This is a genomic window from Stenotrophomonas maltophilia group sp. msm4 (genome assembly GCF_032025605.1).
GTDB lineage: Bacteria > Pseudomonadota > Gammaproteobacteria > Xanthomonadales > Xanthomonadaceae > Stenotrophomonas > Stenotrophomonas sepilia.
Window position 1 is genome coordinate 332,364 of record NZ_JAVSKK010000001.1, and the last position, 24,944, is coordinate 357,307.

Annotated in this window: 20 protein-coding genes and 1 pseudogene; 1 reads left to right on the forward strand and 20 read right to left on the reverse strand. The window is 66.5% G+C overall.

Going from position 1 to position 24,944, the window contains the following annotated elements:
- Positions 1–71: 71 nt before the first annotated feature.
- From ROV93_RS01565 to lpxD, 8 genes and pseudogenes are all read right to left on the reverse strand, one after another.
- Positions 72–1,031 (reverse strand): acetyl-CoA carboxylase carboxyltransferase subunit alpha, encoded by a 960-nt coding sequence (locus ROV93_RS01565; RefSeq protein ID WP_072166817.1) that lies wholly within the window; start codon positions 1,029–1,031, stop codon positions 72–74.
- Between the two features lie 113 nt (positions 1,032–1,144).
- Positions 1,145–2,014: a hypothetical protein gene (locus ROV93_RS01570; RefSeq protein ID WP_072166816.1), complete on the reverse strand. Its 870-nt coding sequence runs from the start codon at positions 2,012–2,014 to the stop codon at positions 1,145–1,147.
- A gap of 55 nt (positions 2,015–2,069) precedes the next feature.
- A complete protein-coding gene (gene dnaE, locus ROV93_RS01575; RefSeq protein ID WP_072166815.1) occupies positions 2,070–5,657 on the reverse strand; it encodes a DNA polymerase III subunit alpha in 3,588 nt (1,195 codons plus the stop codon).
- Positions 5,658–5,894: 237 nt separating this feature from the next.
- Positions 5,895–6,554 carry a ribonuclease HII gene (locus ROV93_RS01580; protein WP_049416727.1) on the reverse strand — a complete coding sequence of 220 codons (660 nt, stop codon included), beginning with the start codon at positions 6,552–6,554 and terminating at the stop codon, positions 5,895–5,897.
- A pseudogene (gene lpxB / locus ROV93_RS01585) lies at positions 6,551–7,714 on the reverse strand (lipid-A-disaccharide synthase); the annotation flags it as partial. The pseudogene lpxB and the gene ROV93_RS01580, both read right to left, overlap by 4 nt.
- Before the next feature lie 92 nt (positions 7,715–7,806).
- Positions 7,807–8,598, reverse strand: coding sequence for an acyl-ACP--UDP-N-acetylglucosamine O-acyltransferase (lpxA, locus tag ROV93_RS01590; protein ID WP_014036498.1), 792 nt, complete (start codon positions 8,596–8,598; stop codon positions 7,807–7,809).
- A gap of 16 nt (positions 8,599–8,614) precedes the next feature.
- Positions 8,615–9,073 carry a 3-hydroxyacyl-ACP dehydratase FabZ gene (gene fabZ, locus ROV93_RS01595; protein ID WP_312538481.1) on the reverse strand — a complete coding sequence of 153 codons (459 nt, stop codon included), beginning with the start codon at positions 9,071–9,073 and terminating at the stop codon, positions 8,615–8,617.
- On the reverse strand, positions 9,070–10,092 hold the full coding sequence (gene lpxD, locus ROV93_RS01600) for a UDP-3-O-(3-hydroxymyristoyl)glucosamine N-acyltransferase (protein WP_072166813.1): 1,023 nt from the start codon (positions 10,090–10,092) through the stop codon (positions 9,070–9,072). Before lpxD ends, fabZ begins: the two co-directional genes overlap by 4 nt.
- Positions 10,093–10,256: 164 nt before the next feature.
- Here lpxD and ROV93_RS01605 point away from each other — a divergent pair.
- Positions 10,257–11,608 (forward strand): IS3 family transposase gene (locus ROV93_RS01605; protein ID WP_312538352.1). Its coding sequence is split into 2 segments (ribosomal slippage): positions 10,257–10,704 and positions 10,704–11,608, totalling 1,353 coding nucleotides; the frame shifts between segments, so codons are not numbered across the junction.
- Positions 11,609–11,961: 353 nt separating this feature from the next.
- Here the strand turns inward: ROV93_RS01605 and bamA are convergent.
- The 12 genes from bamA to ROV93_RS01665 form a co-directional block, all read right to left on the reverse strand.
- Positions 11,962–14,325 carry an outer membrane protein assembly factor BamA gene (bamA, locus tag ROV93_RS01610; protein WP_053497093.1) on the reverse strand — a complete coding sequence of 788 codons (2,364 nt, stop codon included), beginning with the start codon at positions 14,323–14,325 and terminating at the stop codon, positions 11,962–11,964.
- Positions 14,326–14,399: 74 nt separating this feature from the next.
- A complete protein-coding gene (gene rseP / locus ROV93_RS01615) occupies positions 14,400–15,758 on the reverse strand; it encodes an RIP metalloprotease RseP (protein WP_061480177.1) in 1,359 nt (452 codons plus the stop codon).
- 55 nt (positions 15,759–15,813) lie between these two features.
- Positions 15,814–17,004, reverse strand: a complete 1,191-nt coding sequence (locus ROV93_RS01620; protein WP_072166812.1) for a 1-deoxy-D-xylulose-5-phosphate reductoisomerase — start codon at positions 17,002–17,004, stop codon at positions 15,814–15,816.
- 2 nt (positions 17,005–17,006) lie between these two features.
- Positions 17,007–17,843, reverse strand: a complete 837-nt coding sequence (locus tag ROV93_RS01625) for a phosphatidate cytidylyltransferase (protein WP_061480179.1) — start codon at positions 17,841–17,843, stop codon at positions 17,007–17,009.
- Complete coding sequence (uppS, locus tag ROV93_RS01630; protein WP_049412139.1) at positions 17,840–18,607, reverse strand: polyprenyl diphosphate synthase; 768 nt, start codon at positions 18,605–18,607, stop codon at positions 17,840–17,842. The genes ROV93_RS01625 and uppS overlap by 4 nt, the downstream gene beginning before the upstream one ends.
- Positions 18,608–18,612: 5 nt before the next feature.
- Positions 18,613–19,167, reverse strand: a complete 555-nt coding sequence (gene frr, locus ROV93_RS01635; RefSeq protein WP_005415853.1) for a ribosome recycling factor — start codon at positions 19,165–19,167, stop codon at positions 18,613–18,615.
- 96 nt (positions 19,168–19,263) lie between these two features.
- The gene (pyrH, locus tag ROV93_RS01640; RefSeq protein ID WP_005415854.1) at positions 19,264–19,992 is read right to left on the reverse strand and encodes a UMP kinase; all 729 of its coding nucleotides are present in this window, start codon (positions 19,990–19,992) and stop codon (positions 19,264–19,266) included.
- Positions 19,993–20,112: 120 nt separating this feature from the next.
- Complete coding sequence (locus ROV93_RS01645) at positions 20,113–21,648, reverse strand: GGDEF domain-containing protein (RefSeq protein ID WP_005415855.1); 1,536 nt, start codon at positions 21,646–21,648, stop codon at positions 20,113–20,115.
- A gap of 259 nt (positions 21,649–21,907) precedes the next feature.
- Positions 21,908–22,783 carry a translation elongation factor Ts gene (gene tsf / locus ROV93_RS01650; protein WP_005415856.1) on the reverse strand — a complete coding sequence of 292 codons (876 nt, stop codon included), beginning with the start codon at positions 22,781–22,783 and terminating at the stop codon, positions 21,908–21,910.
- A gap of 125 nt (positions 22,784–22,908) precedes the next feature.
- Entirely contained in the window at positions 22,909–23,715 is an 807-nt protein-coding gene (rpsB, locus tag ROV93_RS01655) for a 30S ribosomal protein S2 (protein ID WP_005408748.1), read from the reverse strand.
- A gap of 219 nt (positions 23,716–23,934) precedes the next feature.
- Positions 23,935–24,633 (reverse strand): molecular chaperone, encoded by a 699-nt coding sequence (locus tag ROV93_RS01660; protein ID WP_072166811.1) that lies wholly within the window; start codon positions 24,631–24,633, stop codon positions 23,935–23,937.
- On the reverse strand, positions 24,633–24,851 hold the full coding sequence (locus tag ROV93_RS01665) for a hypothetical protein (protein WP_072166940.1): 219 nt from the start codon (positions 24,849–24,851) through the stop codon (positions 24,633–24,635). Before ROV93_RS01665 ends, ROV93_RS01660 begins: the two co-directional genes overlap by 1 nt.
- Positions 24,852–24,944: the final 93 nt, after the last annotated feature.

Below are 24,944 nucleotides of genomic sequence, written 5' to 3' on the forward strand. Positions count from 1 at the left end.
ACCGGCTCGCGTTCGGCGGCGTGTTCTTTGGTTACTTTCTTGCACGAGCAAGAAAGTAACAAGCCGATGAATCAGGCCGCTTCGTACGTACCGTAACTGCGCAGGCGCGCGTAGCGCTGCTCCAGCAGCTGTTCGGTGGACAGCTTCTCCAGCGCGTCCAGCTCGTTCAGCAGCACGGCCTTCAGGCGCTTGGCCATCTGCGTCGGGTTGCGGTGGGCGCCACCGGTCGGCTCGCGCACGACCTTATCGACCAGGCCCAGGCTCTTCAGGCGCGGGGCGGTCAGGCCCAGTTGTTCGGCCGCTTCCTTGGCCTTGCCCGCGTCCTTCCACAGGATCGAGGCGCAGCCTTCCGGGGTGATGGTCGAGTACACCGCGTATTCCAGCATCACGGTGCGGTCGCCCACGCCCAGCGCCAGCGCGCCGCCGGAGCCGCCTTCACCGATCACGGTGCAGATGATCGGCACCTTCAGCTCGGCCATCTCGATCAGGTTGCGCGCGATGGCCTCGGACTGCCCGCGCGATTCGGCGTCAATACCCGGCCAGGCGCCGGCGGTGTCGATCAGGGTCAGCACCGGCAGGCCGAAGCGCTCGGCCATCTTCATCAGGCGCAGCGCCTTGCGGTAACCCTCCGGCTTGGGCATGCCGAAGTTGCGCTTGATCTTTTCCTTGGTATCGCGGCCCTTCTGGTGGCCGATCACCATTACCGCGCGGCCATTGATGCGGGCCAGGCCGCCCATGATCGCCTTGTCGTCGGCGAAGGCGCGGTCACCGGCCAGCTCCTGGAACTCATCGAACATGACGCGGATGTAGTCGGCGGTATACGGACGCGACGGGTGCCGGGCCAGCTGCAGCACCTGCCACGAGGTCAGGTTGCGGAAGATCTGCGCGGTGCGCATGCGCAGCTTGTCCTGCAGCGCGTGCACTTCCGCCTCGACATTGACCGCCGGCCCGGCACTGGCGTTGCGCAGTTCCTGGATCTTGGCTTCCAGGTCGGCGATGGGTTGCTCGAAGTCGAGGTAGTTCGGATTCATCGGAAGCCGTCGTGTAAAGAAGGGGGCAATTCTAGCCGAATGCGTGCAAACCACCCGTACGCCTTCGTCTGGAAGGCGACGGTAGCGCAGCCGGGCAGGCGGCGCCAGTCAGCTCAGGGCACCACCAGGGCGCTGCGGCCCATCAACTGGCTGCGCCGGGAAACGAAGTCGTTGTAGGCCTCGTTGGCCTCCCGGCCCAGGCCGCTGCCCAGGGCGGCGGTAGCCGAGGTGAAGGCCATCTGCGCGTCGAAGTCCTGCTTGCGCAGGGCCTTCTGTTCATCGGCGGTGGTGGCCTTCAGCCAGCGGGCATAGACCTCGCGCAGCGGCGCGGCATGCGCCTCGAAGGCGGGGTCGAGTGCCGGCAGGCTGGCCGGGGCCGGTTCCAGGCTGAACGCCGGGGCCACGTAGCCGGCCGGCTGTTCGCGCTTGAACGCACCTGGCTCGCCCATGCCTTCCTCGACGTAGGCGATGAAATCCGGTGCCGTGAACACCTTGGCGACGATCTGGCCACCACTGGAATCGACGTGGGCGACCACCTTTTCCTTCGGGAAGGGTTCGCGCACGCCGTAGGTCCAGGTCTTGTCGATGAACAGTTCGTGGCTCTTCTCGAACGGGCCCTCGAAGTCGACGCCGCCCAGCTCGATGCCGGCCTTGCCGGTGCCGAAGTTCTTCAGCTTGCTCTCGTCGGTGACATAGACCTCGCGAGCGATCACGTACTCGCTCAGGGTCGGGTTGATCAGGCCGCCGCGGCCATCGACGTAGACGATGAAGCGCACATCGCCGAGCGCGTCGGTGTGCAGGCGATGCTCGCCAATGGCCAGCGAGACCGGGCGCGAGCCGTGCGCGGCCACTGGCAGGTCCTGGCCGTCGATGCTCAGCGCCAGCGGCGCATCGGTCGGGTTGTCGATCTGGAACTCGATCTTCGACGGCGAGCAGGCGACCAAGGCCAGAGCGGCAGCGAACGGGAACAGCAGGGTCTTCATCGGCAATCGTCCTTGATGACTGGAACGGAAAAACAGGAACACGAAGCAGCCAGCCTCAGCTGGCCCACGGCGGGCTGTAGCGCACCTTCAGCGTACGTACGGCCGGGTCGGCGCGCAGCGCCTCCATCAGCTTCGAATCGATGCGCACTGCGCTCTGCCCGGAGACATCCAGCATGCCGGCGACACCGCCGTGCGGGCCCTTCAGCAGCAGGTCCAGGCGCAGCGGCGTGCGCCCCGGGCGATGGCGGTCGAGCAGGGCATTGATGCGCTCCCAGACCGGGCGCTGCTGGCGCAGGTCCAGGCGCAGCGACAGCCGCGTGGCGTAGTTGGCGCACACTTCGTCGAAGTCCCAGCACTGGCGGATGCGCAACGCGAAGCCGCCGTTGAATTCGTCCTCACGCAGGCCACCCTTCACCACCAGGATGCGGTCCTTGGTCATCAGGTGGCCGAACTCGGCCATCGCATCGGAGAACGCGCTGCACTCCACCCGGCCGCGACCGTCCTCCAGCTGGATGAAAATCTGGCTTTCGCCCTTGCGGCGCACGCCGACCACCTGGCCGGCCAGCACGGTCTGCACTTCCGGGCGCCAGCGCTTCTCGCCGCCACCGCCGCCGCTGTTGGCGCTCCAGATTTTCTCCACCGAACCCAGGTCGTTGCCTACCAGATCGCGCACATCGTCGCGCCAGGGATCGAACGGGTGGCCGCTGAGGTAGAAGCCCAGCGTATCGCGCTCGCCGTTGAGGCGCTGCAGCAGCGGCCATTCTTCGGCTTCCGGCAGGTCCAGCTGGATCGAAACGGTGCTCGGATCGGGCCCGCCAAACAGCGAATTCTGCCCGGACGCACGCTCGCGTGCCATCTGGTCGGTGGCCTTGATCACTTCCGGCAGCTGCAGCATCAGCGAGGCACGGTTGCGGCCGAGTTCATCGAGCGCGCCACAGTTGATCATCGCTTCCAGCGTGCGCCGGTTGAGCTTGGCCGAGCCGACGCGGGTGCAGAAGTCCAGCAGATCCTTGAACGGTCCGCCCTTCAGTCGTTCCTCGACCACCGCTTCGCAGGCGCCCTGGCCGACGCCCTTGATCGCGCCCAGACCGTACTGGATCGTGTCCGGCGTGACCGCTTCGAACATGAAGGCCGACTGGTTCACCTTCGGCGGCAGCACGGTCAGGCCGAGGTTGCGCACCTCGTCGAGGAAGCCAACCACCTTGTCGGTGTTGTCCAGGTCAGAAGACAGCGTGGCCGCCATGAACTCTGCCGGGTAATGCCGCTTCAGCCAGGCGGTCTGGTAGCTGACCAGTGCGTATGCAGCGGCGTGCGATTTGTTGAAGCCATAGCCGGCGAACTTCTCCATCAGGTCGAAGATTTCGTCGGCCTTGGGGCCGTCGACGCCGCCCTTGGCTGCACCTTCGCGGAAGATCTCGCGATGCTTGGCCATTTCCGCCGGCACCTTCTTGCCCATCGCGCGTCGCAGCAGGTCAGCGCCGCCCAACGAGTAGCCGCCGACGATCTGCGCCATCTGCATCACCTGCTCCTGGTACACCATGATGCCGTAGGTGTCCTTCAGGATCGCTTCGGTGCGCGGATCGGGATAGATGATCTCTTCCTGGCCGTGCTTGCGCGCGTTGAAGGAGGGAATCAGATCCATCGGGCCGGGGCGATACAGCGACACCAGCGCGATCAGGTCTTCGAAGCGGTCGGGGCGCGCGTCCTTCAGCAGGCGGCGCATGCCCGAGGACTCGAACTGGAACACCGCGCCGGTGTTGCCGTTGGCGAAGATGTCCTTGTAGGTGGGCGCATCGTCGAGCGGGATCGCGGCAATGTCGACCGGCGGAATGCCCGCGCGTTCGTGGCGCTTGTTGATCGCCTTCACTGCCCAGTCGATGATGGTCAGCGTGCGCAGGCCGAGGAAGTCGAACTTCACCAGGCCCACTTCTTCAACGTCGTTCTTGTCGAACTGGGTGACCGGGTTCTTGCCGAGCCCATTTTCGTCGTGTTCGGCGTACAGCGGGCAGAACTCGCTCAGCGGCTCGGGCCCGATCACCACGCCACCGGCGTGCTTGCCGGCGTTGCGGGTCAGGTCTTCCAGCTGCAGCGCCAGATCGATCAGGTCGCGGACATCGTCCTCGGTCTCATAGCGCTGGATCAGTTCGGCCGAGGCCATTTCCGAGCTCGGGCCTTCCTTGCCCTTGCCCAGCGCATCCTTCAGGTGGATGCCCAGGATGTTCGGGATCAGCTTGGAAACACCGTCGACCAGGCCGTACGGGAAGCCGAGCACGCGGCCGGAGTCGCGCACCACCGCCTTGGCGGCCATGGTGCCGTAGGTGATGATCTGGCTGACGCGCTCGCGCCCGTACTTGCGGGCGACGTAGTCGATCACCTCGTCGCGGCGGTCCATGCAGAAGTCGATGTCGAAGTCGGGCATCGACACGCGTTCCGGGTTCAGGAACCGCTCGAACAGCAGGTTGTACGGCAGCGGGTCCAGGTCGGTAATCTTCAGCGCCCAGGCCACCAGCGAGCCGGCACCCGAGCCGCGGCCGGGACCGATCGGGATGCCCTGGTTCTTGCCCCACTGGATGAAGTCGGCCACGATCAGGAAGTAGCCGGGGAAGCCCATCTTGATGATGGTGTTGAGCTCGAACTCCAGGCGCTCGAAGTACTCCTCACGGGTCTTGCCCGGCGCCAGCGGATTCTTCTCCAGGCGCTCTTCCAGGCCGTCGCGCGACATCTTCTGGATCCAGGTGTCCAGGGTCTCGTCGTCGGGCACCGGGTAGTTGGGCAGGAAGTAGGTGCCCAGCCGCATCTCGATGTTGCAGCGCTCGGCCAGCGCCAGCGTGTTGTCGATCGCATCGGGGATGTCGGCGAACAGCGCGCACATCTCCTCGGCCGACTTCAGGTACTGCTGGTCGCTGTACTCGCGCGGACGCTTGGGATCGTCCAGCACGCGGCCGGTGGAAATGCACACGCGCGCTTCGTGCGCGCTGAAATCTGACGGCGACAGGAAGCGCACGTCATTGCTGGCGACCACCGGCAGGCCGCGCTGGCCAGCGGCCATCAGCGCGAACTGGTTGAAGGTTTCCTCGCCCTCGCGGCCGGTACGGGTCAGCTCCAGGTGCAGGCCATCGCCGAATACGCGCTGCCAGTCGGCCAGCTGCTGCTCGGCCAGTTCATGCTTGCCGTCCAGTGCCAGGCGCCCGGCCAGGCTCTGCCGGCCGGCCAGCGCGAACAGGTTGGCATTGCCGGCCTTCAGCCAGTCCGGGTGGATGGCCACGCCGCCTTCCGGGCGATGGCCTTCCATCCAGGCGCGGGTCAGCAGCCGCGACAGGCTCAGGTAGCCCTCGCGGTCGCGGCACAGCAGGGTCATCCGCCACGGGTCCTGGCCTTCCTCTGCGATCAGCACGTCGGCACCGGCGATCGGCTTGATGCCGACGCCTTCGGCGGCCTTGTAGAACTTGACCAGGGCGAACAGGTTGTTGAGATCGGTCACCGCCAGCGCGGGCAGGCCGAGCTCCACCGAGCGCGACAGCAGGTTGGCCTGCTTGGCCTTCTTCGGGTCCGCCTGGTCCGGCTTGGCCGGCACACGGATGGTGGAGTCTGCCAGCGAGAACTCGGTGTGGACGTGGAGATGTACGAAGCGGGAGTTGGACATGCCGGACCAGGTTGGAGCGCGCGGGCCCCGGGTGCTGACGGAGGTTCGTCGCCGGGGTCGGGAAGCGCTGGAATGCCCGGTCAGGGTAGCGAGGGCAGGGGGTTGCCACAAGGCTTGACAGGGGCACGGCGTGGCGCCGGATTCAGGCGTGCGGGAGGCCGCCTTCTGTAGAGCCGAGCCCATGCTCGGCTGTCCACAGCAGCCGAGCATGGGCTCGGCCCTACAACTCCAGCTGGCTCAGGCGATGGCCGCCGCCTGCGCCAGGTCCAGGCACTCACGCACCGGTGCGAAGCTGCGCCGATGCTCCACGCAGGGGCCGTGCTCGCGCAGGGCGGCGAGGTGGGCCGGAGTGCCGTAGCCCTTGTGCTGCTCGAAGCCGTATTGCGGGTGGCGGGCATGCACATCCTGCATGTAGCGGTCGCGCGAGACCTTGGCCAGGATCGATGCGGCCATGATTGCGCGGTCGATGCCATCGCCGCCGACCAGCGCCTGCGCCGGCAGCACCAGGCCCTTGGGCACCACATTGCCGTCGATGCGGGCGAAGCCGGCCACATGGGCGACCGCTGCAACGACGTCACGCATGCCCTGCAGGGTGGCCTGGTAGATGTTCAGGCGGTCGATGGTGTCCACGTCCACCAGCACCACGTGCCAGGCCAGGGCGCGCTCGATGATGCGGTCATGCAGCTGCTCGCGGCGGGCAGCGGTCAACTGCTTGGAATCATCCAGGCCGTTGATTCGTGGCCGCGCCGGGTCGAACACCACCGCCGCCACCGCCACCGGCCCGGCCAGCGGGCCACGCCCGGCCTCGTCGACGCCGGCCACAAGACGCTCCGGCTCGACCACGGCCACGCCGTCGAACAGGGTCAGGCTGGCTGCGGCGGCGTGACGGCGGCTCATGCCTGGGCCTGGTCGCGCATCAGCAGCTCGCCGACGGCATCGGCGGCACGCGCCGAGGCGTTGCGTCGCAGGCGTTCGTGCAGGCGCACGTAAGTGTCCTGCAGGTCGCTCACCCGCTGCGGGTGGTCGAACCACTGCTGGATGGCCGCGGCCAGCCTGTCCGGCGTGCAGTCGTGCTGCATCAGTTCCGGTGCCAGGTCCTGCCCGGCCAGGATGTTGGGCAGGGCGAAGCGGTCGACCTTGATCAGGCCAAGCGCCTTCACCAGTCGATAGGTCAGTTCGTTGACACGGTAACCGACCACCATCGGCCGCTTCACCAGCATGGCCTCCAGGGTCGCGGTACCGGAGGCCAGCACCACCACGTCGGCGGCGATCATCGCGTTGCGCGCCTGGCCGTCCAGCACGTGCGAGTAGGCCACCGGCAGCGCCGAGCGCGACAGCTGTTCTTCGATCAGCTGCCTGCAGGCCGGGTTGGCGGCAGGCACCACCACATGCAGGCCCGGAATGCGTTCGGAGACCTGCCAGGCCGCTTCGAAGAACGGCTCGCCCAGGCGCGAGATCTCGCCGAGGCGGCTGCCCGGCAACACCGCCAGCACCTTGGCCGAGGCCGGCAGGCCGAGCGCGGCGCGTGCTTCCTCGCGGTTGCCCTGCAGCGGAATGTCATCGGCCATCGGGTGGCCGACGAAGCGCGCGTCGATGCCGTGCCGGGCATAGATCGGCGGCTCCATCGGGAACAGGCACAGCACCAGGTCGGCGCTGCTGCCGATCTTCTCGGCGCGCTTTTCGCGCCAGGCCCAGACTGACGGGCTGACGTAATGCACGGTGCGCACGCCGCGCTGTTTCAACCAGCGCTCGATGCCCAGGTTGAAGTCGGGGGCGTCGATGCCGATGAACACGTCCGGCTGCCAGTCCAGCGCACGCTGGCGGAACGCCGAGCGCAGCTTGAGCAGGCGTGGCAGGTGGCGCAGCACTTCGGTCAGGCCCATCACCGCCAGCTCGCTGGCATCGTGCCAGGTCTGGCAGCCGGCGCTGCGCATGGCATCGCCGCCGATACCGGCGAACTCGGCATTCGGGAAGCGCGCCTTCAGTTCACGCACCAGGCCCGCACCGAGCAGGTCGCCGGAGGCTTCACCGGCAACCAGCGCGATCCGCAACGGGCGCTCGCTGAGCACCCGCTGTGCGGGAACGCTGCCGGCCATCGAGGCCAGCGGGATCACCGCGGCGCCGGCCGGCGCCTGGCCGGTCGAGCTGCTCATCGCAGCAGGGGCCTCTCGGCGTGCTCGATGAAGTCCAGCATCGCCTTCACGTCGTCGCTGTCACGCGCCTGTTCGGTCAGCTGCACCTTGGCCTCTGCCAGCGGCAGGCCCGCGACGTACAGCGTGCGGTACGCACGCTTGATGGCCGAAATGCGGTCAGCGTCGAAGCCGCGCCGCTTCAGGCCTTCGCTGTTGATGCCACGCGGGCGTCCCAGCGAATCGGTGCCGACCATGGTGAACGGCGGTACATCACCATTGGTCAGCGCGCCCATGCCGAGGAAGGCATGCGCGCCGATGCGGCAGAACTGGTGGGCACCGGCGAAGCCGCTGATGATCACGTAGTCGCCCACGGTCACGTGGCCAGCCAGAGTGGTGTTGTTGGAGAACACGCAGAAGTTGCCGACATGGCAGTCGTGTGCCACGTGCGTGTAGGCCAGCATCCAGTTGTCGTTGCCGATGGTGGTGATGCCGCCGCCGCCGCCGGTGCCACGGTTGAGCGTGACGAACTCGCGGAACACGTTGCGATCGCCGATCACCAGTTCGGTACGCTCGCCGGCGAACTTCTTGTCCTGCGGCTCGCCACCGATCGCGGCATGGCCGACGAAGCGGTTGTCGCGGCCGATCCGGGTCGGGCCGTGGATGCTGCAATGGGGGCCCACCACCGTGCCGGCACCGATTTCAACGTCGGGGCCGATCAGGGTGAAGGCGCCCACCTGGACATCGTCGGCCAGGCGTGCGGCCGGGTCGATGACGGCGGTGGGGTGGATCCGCGGTGCGTTGTCAGTCATTGCTGCCTCCAGTGGATCAGCCCTTGGCGCCGGCACACATGACCTCGGCCGACGCGACGACTTCGCCGTTGACCTTGGCTTCGCCGTAGTACCAGCCCATGTTGCGGATCAGGCGCTTCATCTGCACGTCCAGCATCAGCACGTCACCGGGCGCGACCTGCTTGTTGAAGCGGGCGTTTTCCACCTTGACCATGTAGAACAGCTTGGACTGCGCATCGCGGCCGAGCGTGAGCTGGGTCATGACACCGCCAGCCTGCGCCAGCGCTTCGATGATCAGCACCCCGGGCATGATCGGGCGGCCCGGGAAGTGGCCCTGGAAGAACGGCTCGTTGATGCTCACGTTCTTCTGCGCCAGGATCCGCTTGGCCTCGACGTCGAGTTCGAGCACCCGGTCCACCAGCAGGAACGGGTAGCGATGTGGAAGCAGTTCCTGGATCTGGCAGACGTCGATCGGAAGCTGCAGCGAATCGTTCATTCTTTCTCCTTGCCAGCAGCCAGAACGCGGCGAGCCAATGCGTCCAGCTGCTTGAAGCGCGCGGCGTTCTTGCGCCACGTGCGGTTGTCGGTCAATGGGGTGCCGGACGAGTACTCGCCCGGCTCATGGATGGAGTTGCGGACCACCGACTTGCCAGTGATCACGACCTTGTCGCAGATCTCGAGGTGGCCGACCACGCCAACGTGGCCGCCGAGCAGGCAGTAGCGGCCGATCTTGGCGCTGCCGGCGATGCCGGTGCAGCCGGCAATGGCCGAGTGCGCGCCGATCTGCACGTTGTGGGCAATCTGCACCAGGTTGTCCAGGCGAACGTCCTCGGCAAGGACGGTGTCTTCCAGCGCGCCACGATCAACACAGGTATTGGCGCCGATCTCGCAATCGTCGCCGATGCGGACGCCGCCGAGCTGCGGCACCTTGATCCACTTGCCGGCGTCCATCGCCAGGCCGAAGCCATCGGCGCCGAGTACGGCACCGGGATGCACGCGCACGCGCTTGCCCAGCCTGACCCGGGTGACCAGGGTGACCCGTGCGATCAGCTCACAGCCGGAATCCAGGCTGCAGTCCTCGCCGATCACGCTGCCGGTGCCGATGATGCAGTTCTCGCCGACGACGCTGCGCGCACCCACCGAGACGAACGGGCCGATATGGGCGCTGGCCGCGACCTGGGCGCTGGGATCGATCACTGCGCTGGGATGGATGCCCGGCGGGCGGGTCGGCGCGATGTCGAACAGTGCGGCAATCTTGGCGAATGCGGTGTACGGGTCCTTGGCGACGAGCGCGGCGCCGGGAGCGGACTCGGCGTCGTCGGCACGCAGCACCACCAGCGAGGCCTGGCTGTCGGCCAGCTGGGCGCGGTAGCGCGGGTTGGCAAGGAAGGTCAGCTGGCCAGGACCGGCATGGGCGAGGGTGGCCACGCCATGGATGGCGGTAGCGGGATCGCCATGGACCTGCAGGCCGAACTGCTCGGCGAGTTGCTGGGCGGTGTAGGTGGGAGTATTCACGGCGGGAGTTTAACGTGTGACGCCATTGCGGTCATGCAGGGTCAAAAGCGGCGCCTGCCTGATGTCCCGGGGCGATGGCGCAGGGGGCTGCCCAGGACACGCCGTAAACCCATCCCTGAAGTGACCCCCGGGAGTTGGACATCAGATCCGACCCCGAGGGATACATGAACAGATACGACGCGCGTTTCAAACTGCAGGTCGCCAAACAGGCCTGCAAGACCTCCACATCGGTCAAAGCCGTTGCTCGTCGCTACGGCCTGGAGTTCTCCACGGTCAGGCGCTGGGTGGCGACCTATCGGCTGCATGGTTGGCGGGGATTTCATCGCCAGTCCCAGTCCTATGACCTCGCATTCAAGCTGGCTGTCCTGAAGAAGATGGGCCAGGACGGCATGTCCGGGCGGGAGGCCACCACTTACTTTCAAATTGGCGATGCCGGCGCGGTGGGTCGGTGGCGTCGCCTGTATGCTCAAGGCGGTGCCCAAGCGCTGGCACCACCTCCGCCGCCGCCCCGAAAGCCGATGAAAAAGACCCGTTCGTCCAAGCCACCTGAGGAAATGAGCCGCGATGAGCTGCTCAAGGAAGTTGCCTATCTGCGTGCGGAGACCGACTACCTAAAAAAACTCGATGCCTTGATCCGGGAAGAGCAGGCGGCGCAGGACGCAAAGCGCAAGCCATCCAAGGATTGAGGCAGGTTCATCCGCTGTCGCTTCTGCTCGAAGCGGCAGAGCTGTCACGCAGTACGTTCTATTACCAGAACCATGTCCTGGCCCATCCGGATCAGGATGAGGCAGCCCTGTGCGAGCGCATCCGGGCAATCTACGATCAAAGCCAAGGGCGCTATGGGTATCGCACGGTGACGCTGGAACTGGCCAATCAGGGCCATCGGACCAATCACAAGCGGGTACAGCGCCTGATGGGGGAGATGGGCCTGAAATCACGGGTACGCGTGAAGCGCTACCGGTCCTTCAAAGGGGCCGCCAATGTTGTGGTTGGCAATGACCTCAATCGCCAGTTCCATGCCGAGCGGCCCAACCAGAAGTGGGTGACTGACGTCACCGAGTTCAAGGTGCAAGGCATGAAGCTGTACCTGTCGCCGATCATGGACCTCTACAACGGTGAAATCGTGGCTTATCAGATCAAGCGCCAGCCTGTGTTCGATCTGGTAGGTCAGATGCTGGAGGAGGCCATCAAGAAGCTTTCGCCGGATGAGCGGCCAATGATCCACTCCGACCAGGGCTGGCAGTACCAGCATGAGAACTACCGGCACATGCTGGAAAAGCACTCGTTGAAGCAAAGCATGTCCCGACGTGGCAACTGCTTGGACAATGCGGCAATGGAAAGCTTCTTCGGGACGCTGAAGTCGGAGTTCTTCTACCTGAACAGCTTTGACAGCATCGAAAGCCTGGAGGCCGGGCTGGTGGAGTACATCAAGTACTACAACCAAGAGCGAATCAGATTGAAATTGAAGGGGCTAAGCCCGGTAAAGTACCGGGAACAGGCCCAAGCAGCCGCCTGACCCCACCGTCCAAGTCTCGGGGGTCACTTCACCCTGGGGGCTCGATGGCGCCATCCATGGCGCCAACGGTCCTGGTCAGCCCCCTGCGCCATCACCAGATGATTTCACGCGAGCGCGGGAAGTAACGGCGGCGAGCAAGTAAAACGGAAACGCCGGGCAATGCCCGGCGCTTCGCGCCCCGTCTGGTGGAGAGCCCCCCTTTGTTAAGGGGGGCGCGCCCCTGGGAATCGCAGGAGCGATTCCCAACGTTGCTATGCAACGGCCCGAAGGGCGCATGCCATGGATGGCATGCGTAGCGGCGCGGGGGATAGGTGGAATGCGGGGGCAGTTCTGGCGAACCGCCCCGCGGTTCGTCAGAACTGCCCACCGAACGTGAATTGCAGGCGCTCGATCTTGTCATCGTCTTCCTTCTTCAACGGGAAGGCATAGCTGATCGAGATCGGGCCGACCGGGGCGCGCCACAGCAGGGCCACACCGGTGGATACGCGCAGCTCGTTGGCCTTGAAGTTGTCCACGCCGGTATACACGTTGCCGAAGTCGACGAAGGCCGACACGCGCGCCGACGGGCTGTCGAACAGGCGCGGGAAGTAGGCTTCCACCGAACCGACGGTCTTCAGCGAACCACCCAGCGGCTGGCCTTCCGGATAACCAGTGGTGACTTCGCGCGGGCCGAGGGTGTTGTCCTCGAAGCCGCGTACCGAGTTGGTACCACCGGCGTAGAAGTTCTCGAAGAACGGCAGGCCGCTGGCGGTGACGGTGCGGGTGGTGCCATCCGGATTGGTCAGCGTACGGGTGTAGTCCTTGCCGTAGGCATCGCCGTAGCCGATTTCGGCGCGGGTGTTGATCACCAGCGACGGCATGATCGGCCAGTACTTGCTGATCTGGTAGTTCAGCTTGTAGTACTCGATGGTCGAACCCGGCAGCGTGGTTTCCAGGCCCACACGCTGGTAGGTACCGCGGGTCGGCATGAAGTAGTCGTTGCGCGAGTCGCGCGCCCAGCCCAGCTCGGTGCGCCAGGCATGGAAGGTGCGCTTACCGACGGCGTTGATGTAGTCGATGATCGACTGCGGGGTGGAGCCCTGGTAGGTGGTGATCTGGTTGCTGTCGATGCCGAACATCAGCGAGACGGTGTCGGTCTCGGTCAGCGGCACGCCGAACACCACCTGCGCGGCACCGTTGGTGCTGTTGTACTGCGCGGTGTTGAAGTCGGAGTAATCCAGTTCGCGCCAGGACAGGTTGTAGCCCAGTGACACGCCGTCATCGGTGAAGTACGGGTTGGTGTAGCTGAAGCCGTAGCGCTGCAGGTAGCTGCTGCGCGAGGCTTCGACCGACACGCGGTTGCCGCCGCCGAGGAAGTTGTTCTGCGACAGCTGCACTGAGGTGGTCATGCCGTAGGACTGCGAGTAGCCCAAGCCGAACACGAAGCTGCCCGAGGTGGTTTCCTTGACGTTGTAGACGACGTCGACCTGGTCGTTGCTGCCGCTGACGGCCGGGGTCTCCACTTCCACCGATTCGAAGTAGCCCAGGCGCTGCAGGCGGATCTTGGAGCGGTCGATCGCGGCCTGCGAGTACCAGCTGTTCTCGAACTGGCGCATTTCGCGACGCATCACTTCATCGGACGTGCGGGTGTTGCCGCGGAACAGGATGCGGCGCACCGACACGCGCGGGCCGGGCACGACCTGCATGTTGATGGCCACGGTCTGCTCGGCGCGGTTGGTGGTCGGGATCGGATTCACCTTGGCGAACGCGTAGCCGATGTTGGACAGCGAATTGGTGATGGTGTCCGAGCTGAATTCCAGCAGGGCACGCGAGAACGTGTCGCCGGACTTCTGGATCACCATGCGCTCGACGTCCTCCTGCGGGAGGATGGTGTCGCCGCTGACCTTGATCTCGGAGATCTTGTACTGCGCGCCCTCGGTCACGCCCGCGGTCAGGAACATGTCGCGCTTGTCGGGGCTGATCGAGACCTGGGTGGAATCGATGCTGAAATCGACGTAGCCGCGATCCAGGTACCAGGAATTGAGCTTTTCCAGGTCGCCGGACAGCTTTTCCTTGGAGTACTGGTCGTCACGGCGGTACCACGACGCCCAGTTGTGCTCCTTGGACTCCCAGGTCTCCAGGATGTCCTTGCTCTCGAACTTTTCGGTGCCCACCAGGTTGACGTGGCGGATCTTGGCGGCCTTGCCTTCCTTGATGGCGATGGCGATGTCCACGCGGTTGCGGTCCAGCGGGCTCACCGTCGGGGTGATGTCGACGTTGTACTTGCCACGGTCGTTGTACTGGCGGCGCAGTTCCTGGGTCACGCGGTCCAGGCTCAGGCGATCGAAGGTGCCGCCCTCGGTCAGGCCGATGTCGGACAGGCCCTTGAGCAGCTGGTCGGACTTGATGTCCTTGTTGCCGGTCACGGTCAGTTTGTTGATCGCCGGGCGTTCCTTGACGGTCACCACCAGGATCGTGCCCTGGCGGTCCAGCTGCACGTCTTCGAAGAAGCCGGTCTTGTACAGGGCGCGGATCGTCTCGCCGACCTTGTTGTCGGTGATCGTCTCGCCGCGTTCCACCGGCAGGTAGGTGAACACCGTGCCCGAGCTGATGCGCTGCAGGCCATCGACGCGGATGTCGCTGACAGTGAAGGGCTCGGCTGCCTGGGCCAGGGCGGGAGCGCCGGTGACGGCGGCGAGGGCGAGGGCCAGCAGGCGGCGATTGGGGAGTCGCGTCATGTCACGTCCGGTAGGAAGGTCGATTTCATTGGTGCGGGATGCCGACGCTGTAGACGGCAACAACGTGGAAAAGTTCATCGCGGGACCAGGCCGAGGATGTCGTTGTAGAACGCCAACCCCATCAGCCCGGCCAGCAACGCCAGGCCGATGTATTGGCCGGCGGCGATGGCACGCTCGCTCAGCGGGCTGCCCTTGACCAACTCGATAAGGTAATACAGCAGGTGGCCGCCGTCCAAGATCGGGATCGGCAGCAGGTTGATGATGCACAGGCTGAGCGACAGCAGGGCAAGGAACTGCAGGAACCAGTCGAGGCCGCGCTTGGCCGAGACATTGGCCACGCGGGCGATGGTGACCGGCCCGGAAACGTTCTGCAGCGAGGCCTTGCCGGTCACGATGCGACCCATCATGCCCAGCGAGTCGGCGGCCAGGCGGCCGGTCTCGCGCACCGCCACGGTCACCGCATCCAGCGGGCCATAGCGCAGCAGGGTGTCATAGGCGGGGCTGTAGCTGGTGGGGAAGCCGACGCCGATCTGCCAGACCGGATTGCCCTTGCCGTCCTTGCCCTGGCGCGGGGTGACTTCCAGCGCCAGGCGCTCGCCGCCACGCAGGACCTCGATCATTCCCGGCCCGCCGGCACGGCCCAGGGCCTGGATCTCGCCGATCACCTGGTCGACGCTGTCGATGCGCTGGCCGTCGATGGCCACGATCAGGTCGCCTGGCTGCAGTTGCCCTGCCACCACGGAGTCCGCAGTCAGCGACTCCACTTGCGCCGGCTGCAGCCACGACTGCCAGTGCAGGCCAGCCAGGATCGGCACCCGCCGCTCATCGAAACCCGCCGGCAGCTGCGACAGCGGCAGGGTGCGCGTGCGTACCTGGTCGGCCGTATCCAGCACTTCCAGCTTCACGTCGCGGCGGTCCATCGCGGCTGCGGTCAGCGCCATGCTGGCCTCGCCGAGGGTGACCACCTGGCGGTCGTCCACGCGCAGCACGCGGTCGCCGCTGGCCAGGCCGGCACTGGCGGCGATGCCGCTGACACGGCCGATGGTGGGCGAGTAATCCTGCTTGCCGATCACGAACATCGCCCACAGCAGCAGGATGCACAGCAGCAGATTGGCGATCGGGCCGGCGGCAACGATCGCGATGCGCTGCCAGACGGTCTTGTGGTTGAAGGCCTGGCCGCGCTCGTGCGGGTGCACTTCGACCTCGCGTTCGTCGAGGAACTTCACGTAACCGCCCAGCGGGATGGCGGCGATGGCGAACTCGGTGCCGTGCCGGTCGCGGCGCGACCACAGCGGCCGGCCGAAGCCGACCGAGAAACGCAGGATCTTGACCCCGCACAGGCGCCCGACCCAGTAATGCCCGAACTCGTGAAAGGTGACCAGCAGCCCGAGGCTGACGATCATCCACCAGACCGATCCGATGAAGTCAGTCATGCAGGCTCACAGTGGTGGGCAAGGGCGGCGGCGTCATGCTGGGCGAGGCGGTCGTTCAGGCGGCGTCGATGGCGTTCAGGGTGAGCTGGCGTGCCCGCTGGTCGGCGGACAACAGGACCTCCAGTGTATCGGCTGGCTGGGTCGGCAGTGTTGAAAGAGCGTTAGCAACCAGCTCCGGGATCGTCAGGAAACCGATCCGGCCCTGAAGAAACGCTGAAACAGCCTCTTCATTGGCAGCGTTCAGCACCGCCGGCGCGGTGCCGCCGGCCTGCATCGCCTGCCAGGCCAGCGCCAGGCAGGGGAAGGCGTCGGTATCCGGGGCCTCGAAATCCAGGCGGCCCTGGGCCAGCAGGTCCAGCCCGGCCACGCCCGATTCGATGCGCTGCGGCCAGCCCAAGCCAACGGCGAGGGTGGTGCGCATGTCCGGCAGGCCCATCTGGGCCAGGGTCGAGCCATCGACGAACTCGACCAGCGAATGGACCAGGCTCTGCGGGTGCACCAGCACCTCGATGCGCTCGCCGGGCACGCCGAACAGGTGGTGGGCCTCGATGACTTCCAGGCCCTTGTTCATCAACGTCGCCGAATCGACCGAGATCTTCGGCCCCATCGACCACTTGGGGTGGGCAACTGCTTGGGCGGGGGTGACCTGGGCCAGTTCGGCGCGACTGCGGCCACGGAACGGGCCGCCGGAGGCGGTCAGCAGGATCCGGCGCACGCCGGCGCCGTCGACACTGGCATCGCGCGAGCGCAGGCACTGGAAGATCGCGCTGTGCTCGCTGTCGATCGGGATGATTTCGGCACCGGCACGTTCGGCCGTCCGGGTCAGCAGTTCGCCGGCCAGCACCAGCGATTCCTTGTTGGCCAGCAGGATGCGCTTGCCGGCGGCGGCGGCAGCCAGGGTCGAGGACAGGCCGGCCGCGCCGACGATGGCCGCGACCACGGTATCGCAGGCATCGCTGGCGGCCAGCTGGTCCAGCGCGGCCTGGCCGGCATGGGCCTCGGTGGTGAGTCCGGCCTCGCGCAGGCCGTCACGCAGCTCGGCGAACAGCGATGCGTCGGCGATCACCGCGTGCGCGGGTCTGTGCTGGCGGCACAGCGCCAGCAGCGCCTGCACCTGGCGGCCGGCAGCGAGCACCGTGGCCTGGTAGCGGTGCGGGTGGCGGGCGATCACGTCCAGCGTGGAGGCGCCGATCGAGCCGGTAGCGCCGAACACGGCGACCCGGCGCAGGTCTGCAGCAGCATTCATGGTCAGAACCCGAAGATTTCCTTGCCCAGCGCGAACACCGGCACGGCGGCGAGGACGCCGTCGACCCGGTCGAGCACGCCACCGTGGCCCGGGATCAGGTGGCCCGAGTCCTTGGCGCCGGCATGGCGCTTGATCAGGCTCTCGAACAGGTCGCCCAGGACCGAGGCGAACACCGCCACCACCGCGGTGATCAACAGGCCGGGCAGGTGTGCGGCATCGATGCCAGCCAGCCAGCCCAGGCCGAGGGCCACGGCGACACCGGCCAGCAGGCCGCCGAACAGGCCTTCCCAGGTCTTGTTGGGGCTGATCCGCGGCGCCAGCTTGTGCTTGCCGAAATGGCGGCCAGCGAAATAGGCGCCCGAGTCGGCCGCCCACACCAGCGCCAGCGCAGCCAGCAGCCACAGGTGGCCCTGCTGGCCCGGCGGATCGCCGCCGGCATGGATCAGCACCAGCGCGGCCCACGCCGGCACGATGGCCAGGGTACCGGCCAGCATCTTCAGGATCCGCGAGGGTGCCGACGGCTGCGCGCCGAAGTTGAAGAAGCGCAACCAGACCAGCGCGGCCAGCCACCAGGCAACGCCGGCCAGCGTGGTTATCTGGAACAGGACCAGGGTGCTGCCATCGGCCCAGACCAGCAGCACCATCAGCAGCAGGTTCAGCACCAGCAGCACGGTGCGCGCCAGGGTGTCTTCGATACCGGCCAGCTTCAGCCATTCCCACAGGCCGATCAGCAGCACGGCGGCGGCGGCGGCGGCCAGCCATTGCGTGGGCAGCAGCAGGATCGCCGCAATGGCTAGCGGCGCCATGATCAGCGCGGCAAGGACTCGGGTCTTGGTCATGGGCTGGAAGTCTCGGTGGCCAGTGCGGCAATCTGGGCGCTGGTCAGGCCGAAACGACGCTCGCGACCGGCATAGGCGTCGAGCGCCTGCTGCAGCTGCCCGGCGTCGAAGTCCGGCCACAGGGCCTCGGTGAACCACAGTTCGGTATAGGCGAGCTGCCACAGCAGGAAGTTGCTGATGCGGGTGTCGCCGCCGGTGCGGATGAACAGGTCCGGCGGCGGCAGGTCGGCCAGGGCCACCTGGCTGCCCAGCAGCGATTCATCGATCTGCTCGGGCAGAAGGCGACCGGCCGCCACTTCGACGGCCAGGGCGCGCGCGGCGCGGGCGATGTCCTGGCGGCCACCGTAGCTGGCGGCGATCGACAGGGTCAGGGTGGTGTTGTCGGCGGTGCGCTGCTCGGCCAGCTGCATGCGGCTGACCAGCCCGGCGCCGAAGCGCTCGCGTTCGCCGATGAAGCGCACGCGCACGCCACGCCGGTGCAGCTCGTCCACTTCGCGGTCGAGTGCACCGAGGAACAGCTTCATCAGCGCGTCCACTTCCTCCTGCGGCCGGCCCCAGTTCTCGCTGGAGAAGGCGAACAGGGTCAGTGCCGGGATGCCCAGTTCAAGGCAGCGCTCGATGGTGCGGTTGACCGCGCGGGCGCCGGCACGGTGGCCGATCACGCGGGGGCGACGGCGCTGCTGTGCCCAACGCCCATTGCCATCCATGATGATGGCAATGTGGCGGGGCAGGGAGGCAGGCAACGGAGGCGGGACTGAAGGCATCGACTTCAGACCGACAGCAGTTCTTTTTCCTTGTCGGCAACGACCTTGTCGACGTCCTTGATGTTGGCGTCGGTCAGCTTCTGGATGTCGTCTTCGCCGCGCTTCTTCTCGTCTTCGCTGATCGCCTTGTCCTTGACCAGCTTGGCGATTTCCTTGTTCGCGTCCTGACGGATGTTGCGGATCGCGATCTTGGCGCCTTCCCCTTCCTTCTGCACCTGCTTGACCAGCTCCTTGCGGCGCTCTTCGGTCGGCGGCGGCATGTTGATGCGGATCGCAGTGCCCAGCGTGTTCGGAGTGAACTCGGCGTTGTAGAGACCCTTTTCGATCTCCTTGATCATGCCTTTGTCGAACGGGGTGACCAGCAGCGAGTGCGCGTCGGCGTTGGAGATCGACGCGACCTGGTTCAGCGGGGTGCTGGCGTTGCCATAGGCGCTGACCGTCACGCGGTCCAGCAGGGCCGGGGTGGCGCGGCCGGTCCGGATGGAGGTGAGGGTGTGCTTCAGAGCGTCAATGCTCTTGGCCATGCGCGTCTGCGCGTTGTTCTTGATGTCGTTGAGCATCGCCCGGTCCTGGATGTATCTGGAATCGGGCGATTATAGGCGAATACGGGACGCTGCCGGGCCTGAATCGGCCCGGTTGTCGCTTTGCGCTCAGGGTCAGGCCGGGTCGCGGCCCTGGACCAGGGTGCCGATGTTCGCGCCGTTGAGGATCTTCAGCAGTTCGCCCGGCTGGCCCATGTCGAACACGCGCATCGGCAGGTCGCTGTCGCGGGCCAGAGCGAAGGCCGCCGTGTCCATCACTTCCAGGCCGCGGCGGATCACTTCGTCGTAGCTCAGGCTGTCGAAGCGGACCGCATCGCTGTGCTTGTTCGGGTCCTTGTCGTACACGCCATCGACCTTGGTGGCCTTCAGCAGCAGGTCGGCGCCGATCTCGATCGCGCGCAGGGCGGCGCCGGAGTCGGTGGTGAAGAACGGGCTGCCGACGCCGGCAGCGAAGATCACCAGGCGGCCCTTTTCCAGGTGGCGGATGGCGCGGCGGCGGATGTAGTCCTCGCACACGTCGTTGATCTTGATCGCGCTCATCACCCGGGCCTTGGCGCCCAGCTTCTCGAGGGCGTCCTGCATGGCCAGGGCGTTGATGACGGTGGCCAGCATGCCCATCTGGTCGCCGGTTACGCGGTCCATGCCGCCGGCGGCCAGACCGGCGCCGCGGAAGATGTTGCCACCTCCGATCACCAGCGCGACCTCGGCACCGGCCTGCTGGGCTTCGATGACCTCACGGGCGAGGCGATTGATGATCTTGGGGTCGATGCCGTAGTCCTCGTCTCCCATCAGCGCCTCCCCGGACAGTTTCAGAAGGATGCGGCGATAGGCGAGCTTGGACATGGGGACCTCGGGTGCGTGGAAATCGCGGGCGATTCTACGCGCATGCGGCGTTGTGCCAAAGTGTTTTGTGCACTGCGGCGCAGAATCCGGTGGTTCGCCCGATCAGCCGGGGCGTCCCGTTCAGCCCAGTTCGGCGCTGGCCGTGGCCGACAGCTCGTCATGGCCCAGCGCCCCCGGCGAGCGGGCGATCACCCGGTTGCGGCCCAGGTTCTTGGAGCGGTACAGCACGTCGTCGGCGGCGCGCAGCAGGTCCTGGACGTCGGCGAAGCGCTCGTAGCCGCCCTGGGTGGCCACGCCGGCGGAGAAGGTGACGAACAGCGGACCACCCTCCAGCTCGGCCATCGGCGTGGCGACGATGTTGGCCAGCACCCGGCGGATCACGTCCAGGGCCACGCTTTCGCTGGTGTTGGGCAGCAGCGCGACGAACTCCTCGCCGCCGAAGCGGGCCACGGTGTCGCTGTTGCGCAACTGGCCCTGCAGCTTGCCGGCGAAGGCGCGCAGCACCTCGTCGCCGGTCAGGTGGCCGTGGGCGTCGTTGATCTTCTTGAAGTCGTCCAGGTCGATGAAGGCCACCGACAGTGGCCAGCCCTGGCGGCCGGCACGCAGGAATTCCTGCTCCAGCACCGCTTCCAGCTGGCGGCGGTTGAGCACGCCTGTCAATGCATCACGATGGGCCTGGTCGGCCAGGCGCTTGGCGCGCGCCTCGAATTCGTCGGCACGGCGGCGTGCCTGGTCGGCATCCTGCAGTTCGCGCAGGTTGCGCAGCGTGGCCAGTTCCTGCGCGTGATCGATCAGCTCGCGCACCCGCGCCGGCGAATTGAGGCCGGCATCGAACAGGCTGGCGATGTCGGGCAGGGCCTCGCTGATGCGGGCCAGCACCTGGTCGAAGCGCGCGCTGTCCAGCTCCAAGCGGTCGTGCACCTGCTGCAGGGCGCGCTCGCGCGCGGCATCGGCATCGTTATCCAGCCAGATGTCGGCCACTGCGCCGGACAGTTGCACGCAGGCCTGGAATGGCGATTCGGCGGCGTCCTCGTCCTCGCTGTGGCTGATGCTCTCCACCAGGTAACGTGGCAGGCCCCATTGCTCGGCCACCCAGGCGCCGACGTCGGCGTGGCTGCAGCCCAGCGCCTCGCGCTCGCGGGAAACCAGGTCGATGTTGTCGCGTGCCTCGCGCAGCAGTGGCAGGTAGCGCTCCGACTCGGCCTGGGCCAGGCACAGCACGCCCAGGTCCTGCAGCAGTCCGGCCAGCATCAGCTCCTCCAGCCGGCGCAGGCCGCGCGCCTGGCCCAGCTGGCTGGCGGCCAGGGCACTGAGGATGCTGCGCTTCCACGCGCGCTGGCGCAGGTCATGATCGGCGCCACCGCCGGTCAGGCCCTGGGTGACGGTGAAGCCGAGGGCGAGGCTGATCGTGGCGTTCAGGCCCAGCATGGTCAGCGCCTGGCCGAGGTTCTCGATGCGGCGGCGGCTGGCATACAGCGGCGAATTGGCGATGCGCAGCATGCGAGCGCTCAGCGCCATGTCGATGGCGATGATGTCGGCGGCGGTGGCGATGTCCGCTTCCGGGTCCTGAGCCAGTTCGATGATGCGCAGGGCAATACCGGGTGGCGAAGGCAGGTTGCGGCAGAGCGCCAGGGCAGCTGTCAGCTCGGGAGGCATGTCGGGTCGTTCAATTCCATTGGGACAAGAATACCTAGGAATGCATCACAGTCCGCGATTTTCGTTCCTGCTAAGTGACTGAGGATTCCCTGCGACTGAGTATCGGCTTGATTCGAGCGCAACGCAAAGGTGCCGGTTGTGCGCACCAACGGTGCGCACCCACCGATGGGCCATGGGTTAATCCCTGGGCCCATGCATAAAAAAAGAGCCGCGGTTTCCCGCGGCTCCTTCTGGTCGCTTCACAGCCGGAGGGCTGGAATCAGACCTGCATCGCCTTGGCAACTTCGGCGGCGTAGTCTTCCACCACCTTTTCGATGCCTTCGCCGACGATCAGCAGCTTGAAACCTGCCACGTCCGCACCAGCGGCCTTGACCACCTGCTCGACGGTGGTGTCGCCCAGCACGTAGGTCTGGCCGTACAGGGTCACGTCGCTGACGATCTTGTTGATCTTGCCGCTGATGATCTTTTCCAGGATGTCGGCCGGCTTGGCCTTGTCCTTCTCGGTCATCTTGGCCAGCTCGATTTCCTTTTCCTTTTCGACGAACTCGGCCGGAACGTCCGCAGCCTTGTTGTGCGGCGGCTTCAGCGCGGCCACGTGCATCGCTAGGCCACGGGCCAGCTCGACGTCGCCGCCGATCAGGTCGACCAGCACGCCAACCTTGCCGTTGGTGTGGACGTAGGCACCGATGTTGCCGGTGGTGTCGACCTTGACCATGCGGCGGATCTGGATGTTCTCACCCAGGGTCTGCACGGCGGTGGCGCGGGCTTCTTCAACGGTGCGGCCGTCGGCCAGCGTGGCGGCCTTCACGGCTTCGACGTCGGTGGCGCCCGATGCCAGGGCAGCGGCAGCGACGGCGTTGACGAAGGACTTGAAGTTGTCATCGTTGGCGACGAAGTCGGTTTCCGAGTTGACTTCGACCAGCACGGCCTTGCCGCCGTCCTGGGCCAGGCCCAGACGGCCTTCGGCGGCCACGCGGTCAGCCTTCTTGTCGGCCTTGGCAGCGCCGGACTTGCGCATGGCTTCAGCAGCGGCGTTGATGTCGCCGTTGGCTTCGGTAAGCGCCTTCTTGCATTCCATCATGCCGGCGCCGGTGCGCTCGCGCAGTTCCTTGACCAGGGAAGCAGTGATTTCCACGGGATTACCTCACGAAAGAAAGGGGTTGGGCCGGCATGGTGGCCGGCCCGTGTGACACGGTCCTGTCACGCGCCAGGGGCTGCGTGCAGGGAGGGTGGACGCCGGGCGTCCACCCGGGGCCTGGATCAGGCCTGGGCGTCGTCGCCCTTCTTGGCAGCCTTCTTGGCCGGAGCGCGGCGGGCCGGCTTCTCTTCGCCTTCAGCAGCGGCTTCCGCGAACTCTTCCTCGCGCACCGAAGCGGCGTGCGGCGCAGCGGCCTTGCCTTCCAGCACGGCGTCGGCAGCGGCGCGGGCGTACAGCTGCACAGCGCGGATGGCGTCGTCGTTGCCCGGGATGGCGTAGTCCACCAGTTCCGGGTTGTAGTTGGTGTCGACCACGGCGATGACCGGAATGCCCAGCTTCTTGGCTTCCTTGATCGCGATGTCTTCGTGGCCGATGTCGATCACGAAGATGGCGTCCGGCAGGCGGTTCATGTCCTTGATGCCGCCCAGCGAGGCTTCCAGCTTGTCGCGCTCGCGACGCAGGCCCAGCACTTCGTGCTTGACCAGCTTCTCGAAGGTGCCGTCGGTTTCACCGGCTTCCAGTTCCTTCAGGCGGGCAACCGACTGCTTGACGGTACGGAAGTTGGTCAGGGTGCCGCCCAGCCAACGCTGGTTCATGAACGGCATGCCGCAACGCTCGGCTTCTTCCTTGATGGTTTCGCGGGCGCTGCGCTTGGTGCCCAGGAACAGGACGGTGCCGCGCTTCTGGGCAACCGACGAGATGAAGTTCATCGCATCGTTGAACAGCGGGACGGTCTTTTCCAGGTTGATGATGTGGATCTTGCCGCGGGCGCCGAAGATGTACGGAGCCATCTTCGGGTTCCAGTAGCGGGTCTGGTGGCCGAAGTGGACGCCGGCTTCCAGCATCTGACGCATGGTGACCTGGGGCATTGCAATACTCCTGATATGGAACCAGCGATTCCGCCCGCGGGATAGGTATGCGGGACGCGTGGAAGCGCGATCGGTTCCGGGGTTGGGCTTCCCTGTTGCCTCCGTGGCCGAACTCCTCGCGGAGCACCCCGGCACGGATGGGGGCAGCAGGTGTGGATTCACCGGTGACGTCCGGTGTGGACGGGCTCCCGCGCACGCAGGCGGCAGGAATCCGGTCGATTATAGCCCGCTGGGGGCGTCCGCTGCAATTGCAGGGTCAGATGCGGCCAGATTGACCTCGCGGCCGTCCTGCAGGCGGGCCCGGAAGTGGCCGCCCACATAGCCATCGGTGCGGGCAGGCAGGGGCCAGCGGCGTTCATGGCCTGCGAGGATATAGCCGGCCAGCCCGGCCACCAGCAGCGACGATTGGCCGTCGGCCGCTATGAATCGCAGATCGTGCAGGCGGCCATGCAGCGTACTGGAATTGCTGAGTCGCAGCATGGCCTGAGGCCCATGTGCCTCGACGCGGGCCTGCAGCCGGGCATGCAGCGCTGGCGCCGCTGGGCCGCGGAACAACGGCAGCGAGTAGCGGGGCAATCCCGGCAAGGCCGGCGCCAGTACGATCCGATAGGCCTGTTCACCCACGGATGCTGGCGGACCGCCTGGCAGCAGCCAGACGCGCTGGGTGCTGCCAGGGGGCAGGTCCAGCCGCGCAGGGCTGACCCGGATCCGGTCGCTGGGCTGCAGTCGTTCGGCGTCCAGTTGCTGCTCCCAGGCCAGCACCTGCACCTGGCCCTGCCAGCGGCCGGGCCCCGGATTACGCAGCCACAGTTCGGCGCGGCCGCCTTCGGCGGGTAGCTGCAGGGTGGTCGGCAACAGCTCCAGCGCCGCCGAGGGCTGCGCCAGCAGCAGTCCAAGCTGGATCAGCAGCGCGCGCATCAGTAGATGAGGGTCACGGAGGGCATTGCGCTGTCGTCTGTCGTCGGTGGTGCGAGGTCGCGGACCTGGGGCGGCACCTTGGCGTCGTCACTGCGCTGGTGTGGCGCCGCGCAACGGGGAGCGCCGGCATCGTCGCTGCAGGATTCGACCACGGTCAGCCGGATCTGCAGCGTGGTGCTGCGCGGTTCGGCGCGGGCCGGCGTGCTGGCGACCAGCATCGCCCCGATCAGAAATGCGCGAATCACCTGCCACCCACCGTGCTGAAAGATCTTGCTGCGCGGTATCGGCCGGATGCGCCGCAACTGTAGCGC

Excerpts from the sequence above, each read along its gene's own strand:
- ROV93_RS01565 (WP_072166817.1), bottom strand. The coding sequence starts at position 1,031 with ATGAATCCGAACTACCTCGACTTCGAGCAACCCATCGCCGACCTGGAA.
- ROV93_RS01570 (WP_072166816.1), bottom strand. The coding sequence starts at position 2,014 with ATGAAGACCCTGCTGTTCCCGTTCGCTGCCGCTCTGGCCTTGGTCGCC.
- dnaE (WP_072166815.1), bottom strand. The coding sequence starts at position 5,657 with ATGTCCAACTCCCGCTTCGTACATCTCCACGTCCACACCGAGTTCTCG.
- ROV93_RS01580 (WP_049416727.1), bottom strand. The coding sequence starts at position 6,554 with ATGAGCCGCCGTCACGCCGCCGCAGCCAGCCTGACCCTGTTCGACGGC.
- lpxA (WP_014036498.1), bottom strand. The coding sequence starts at position 8,598 with ATGACTGACAACGCACCGCGGATCCACCCCACCGCCGTCATCGACCCG.
- fabZ (WP_312538481.1), bottom strand. The coding sequence starts at position 9,073 with ATGAACGATTCGCTGCAGCTTCCGATCGACGTCTGCCAGATCCAGGAA.
- bamA (WP_053497093.1), bottom strand. The coding sequence starts at position 14,325 with ATGACGCGACTCCCCAATCGCCGCCTGCTGGCCCTCGCCCTCGCCGCC.
- rseP (WP_061480177.1), bottom strand. The coding sequence starts at position 15,758 with ATGACTGACTTCATCGGATCGGTCTGGTGGATGATCGTCAGCCTCGGG.
- ROV93_RS01620 (WP_072166812.1), bottom strand. The coding sequence starts at position 17,004 with ATGAATGCTGCTGCAGACCTGCGCCGGGTCGCCGTGTTCGGCGCTACC.
- ROV93_RS01625 (WP_061480179.1), bottom strand. The coding sequence starts at position 17,843 with ATGACCAAGACCCGAGTCCTTGCCGCGCTGATCATGGCGCCGCTAGCC.
- uppS (WP_049412139.1), bottom strand. The coding sequence starts at position 18,607 with ATGCCTTCAGTCCCGCCTCCGTTGCCTGCCTCCCTGCCCCGCCACATT.
- frr (WP_005415853.1), bottom strand. The coding sequence starts at position 19,167 with ATGCTCAACGACATCAAGAACAACGCGCAGACGCGCATGGCCAAGAGC.
- pyrH (WP_005415854.1), bottom strand. The coding sequence starts at position 19,992 with ATGTCCAAGCTCGCCTATCGCCGCATCCTTCTGAAACTGTCCGGGGAG.
- ROV93_RS01645 (WP_005415855.1), bottom strand. The coding sequence starts at position 21,648 with ATGCCTCCCGAGCTGACAGCTGCCCTGGCGCTCTGCCGCAACCTGCCT.
- rpsB (WP_005408748.1), bottom strand. The coding sequence starts at position 23,715 with ATGCCCCAGGTCACCATGCGTCAGATGCTGGAAGCCGGCGTCCACTTC.
- ROV93_RS01660 (WP_072166811.1), bottom strand. The coding sequence starts at position 24,633 with ATGCGCGCGCTGCTGATCCAGCTTGGACTGCTGCTGGCGCAGCCCTCG.
- ROV93_RS01665 (WP_072166940.1), bottom strand. The coding sequence starts at position 24,851 with ATGCTGGTCGCCAGCACGCCGGCCCGCGCCGAACCGCGCAGCACCACG.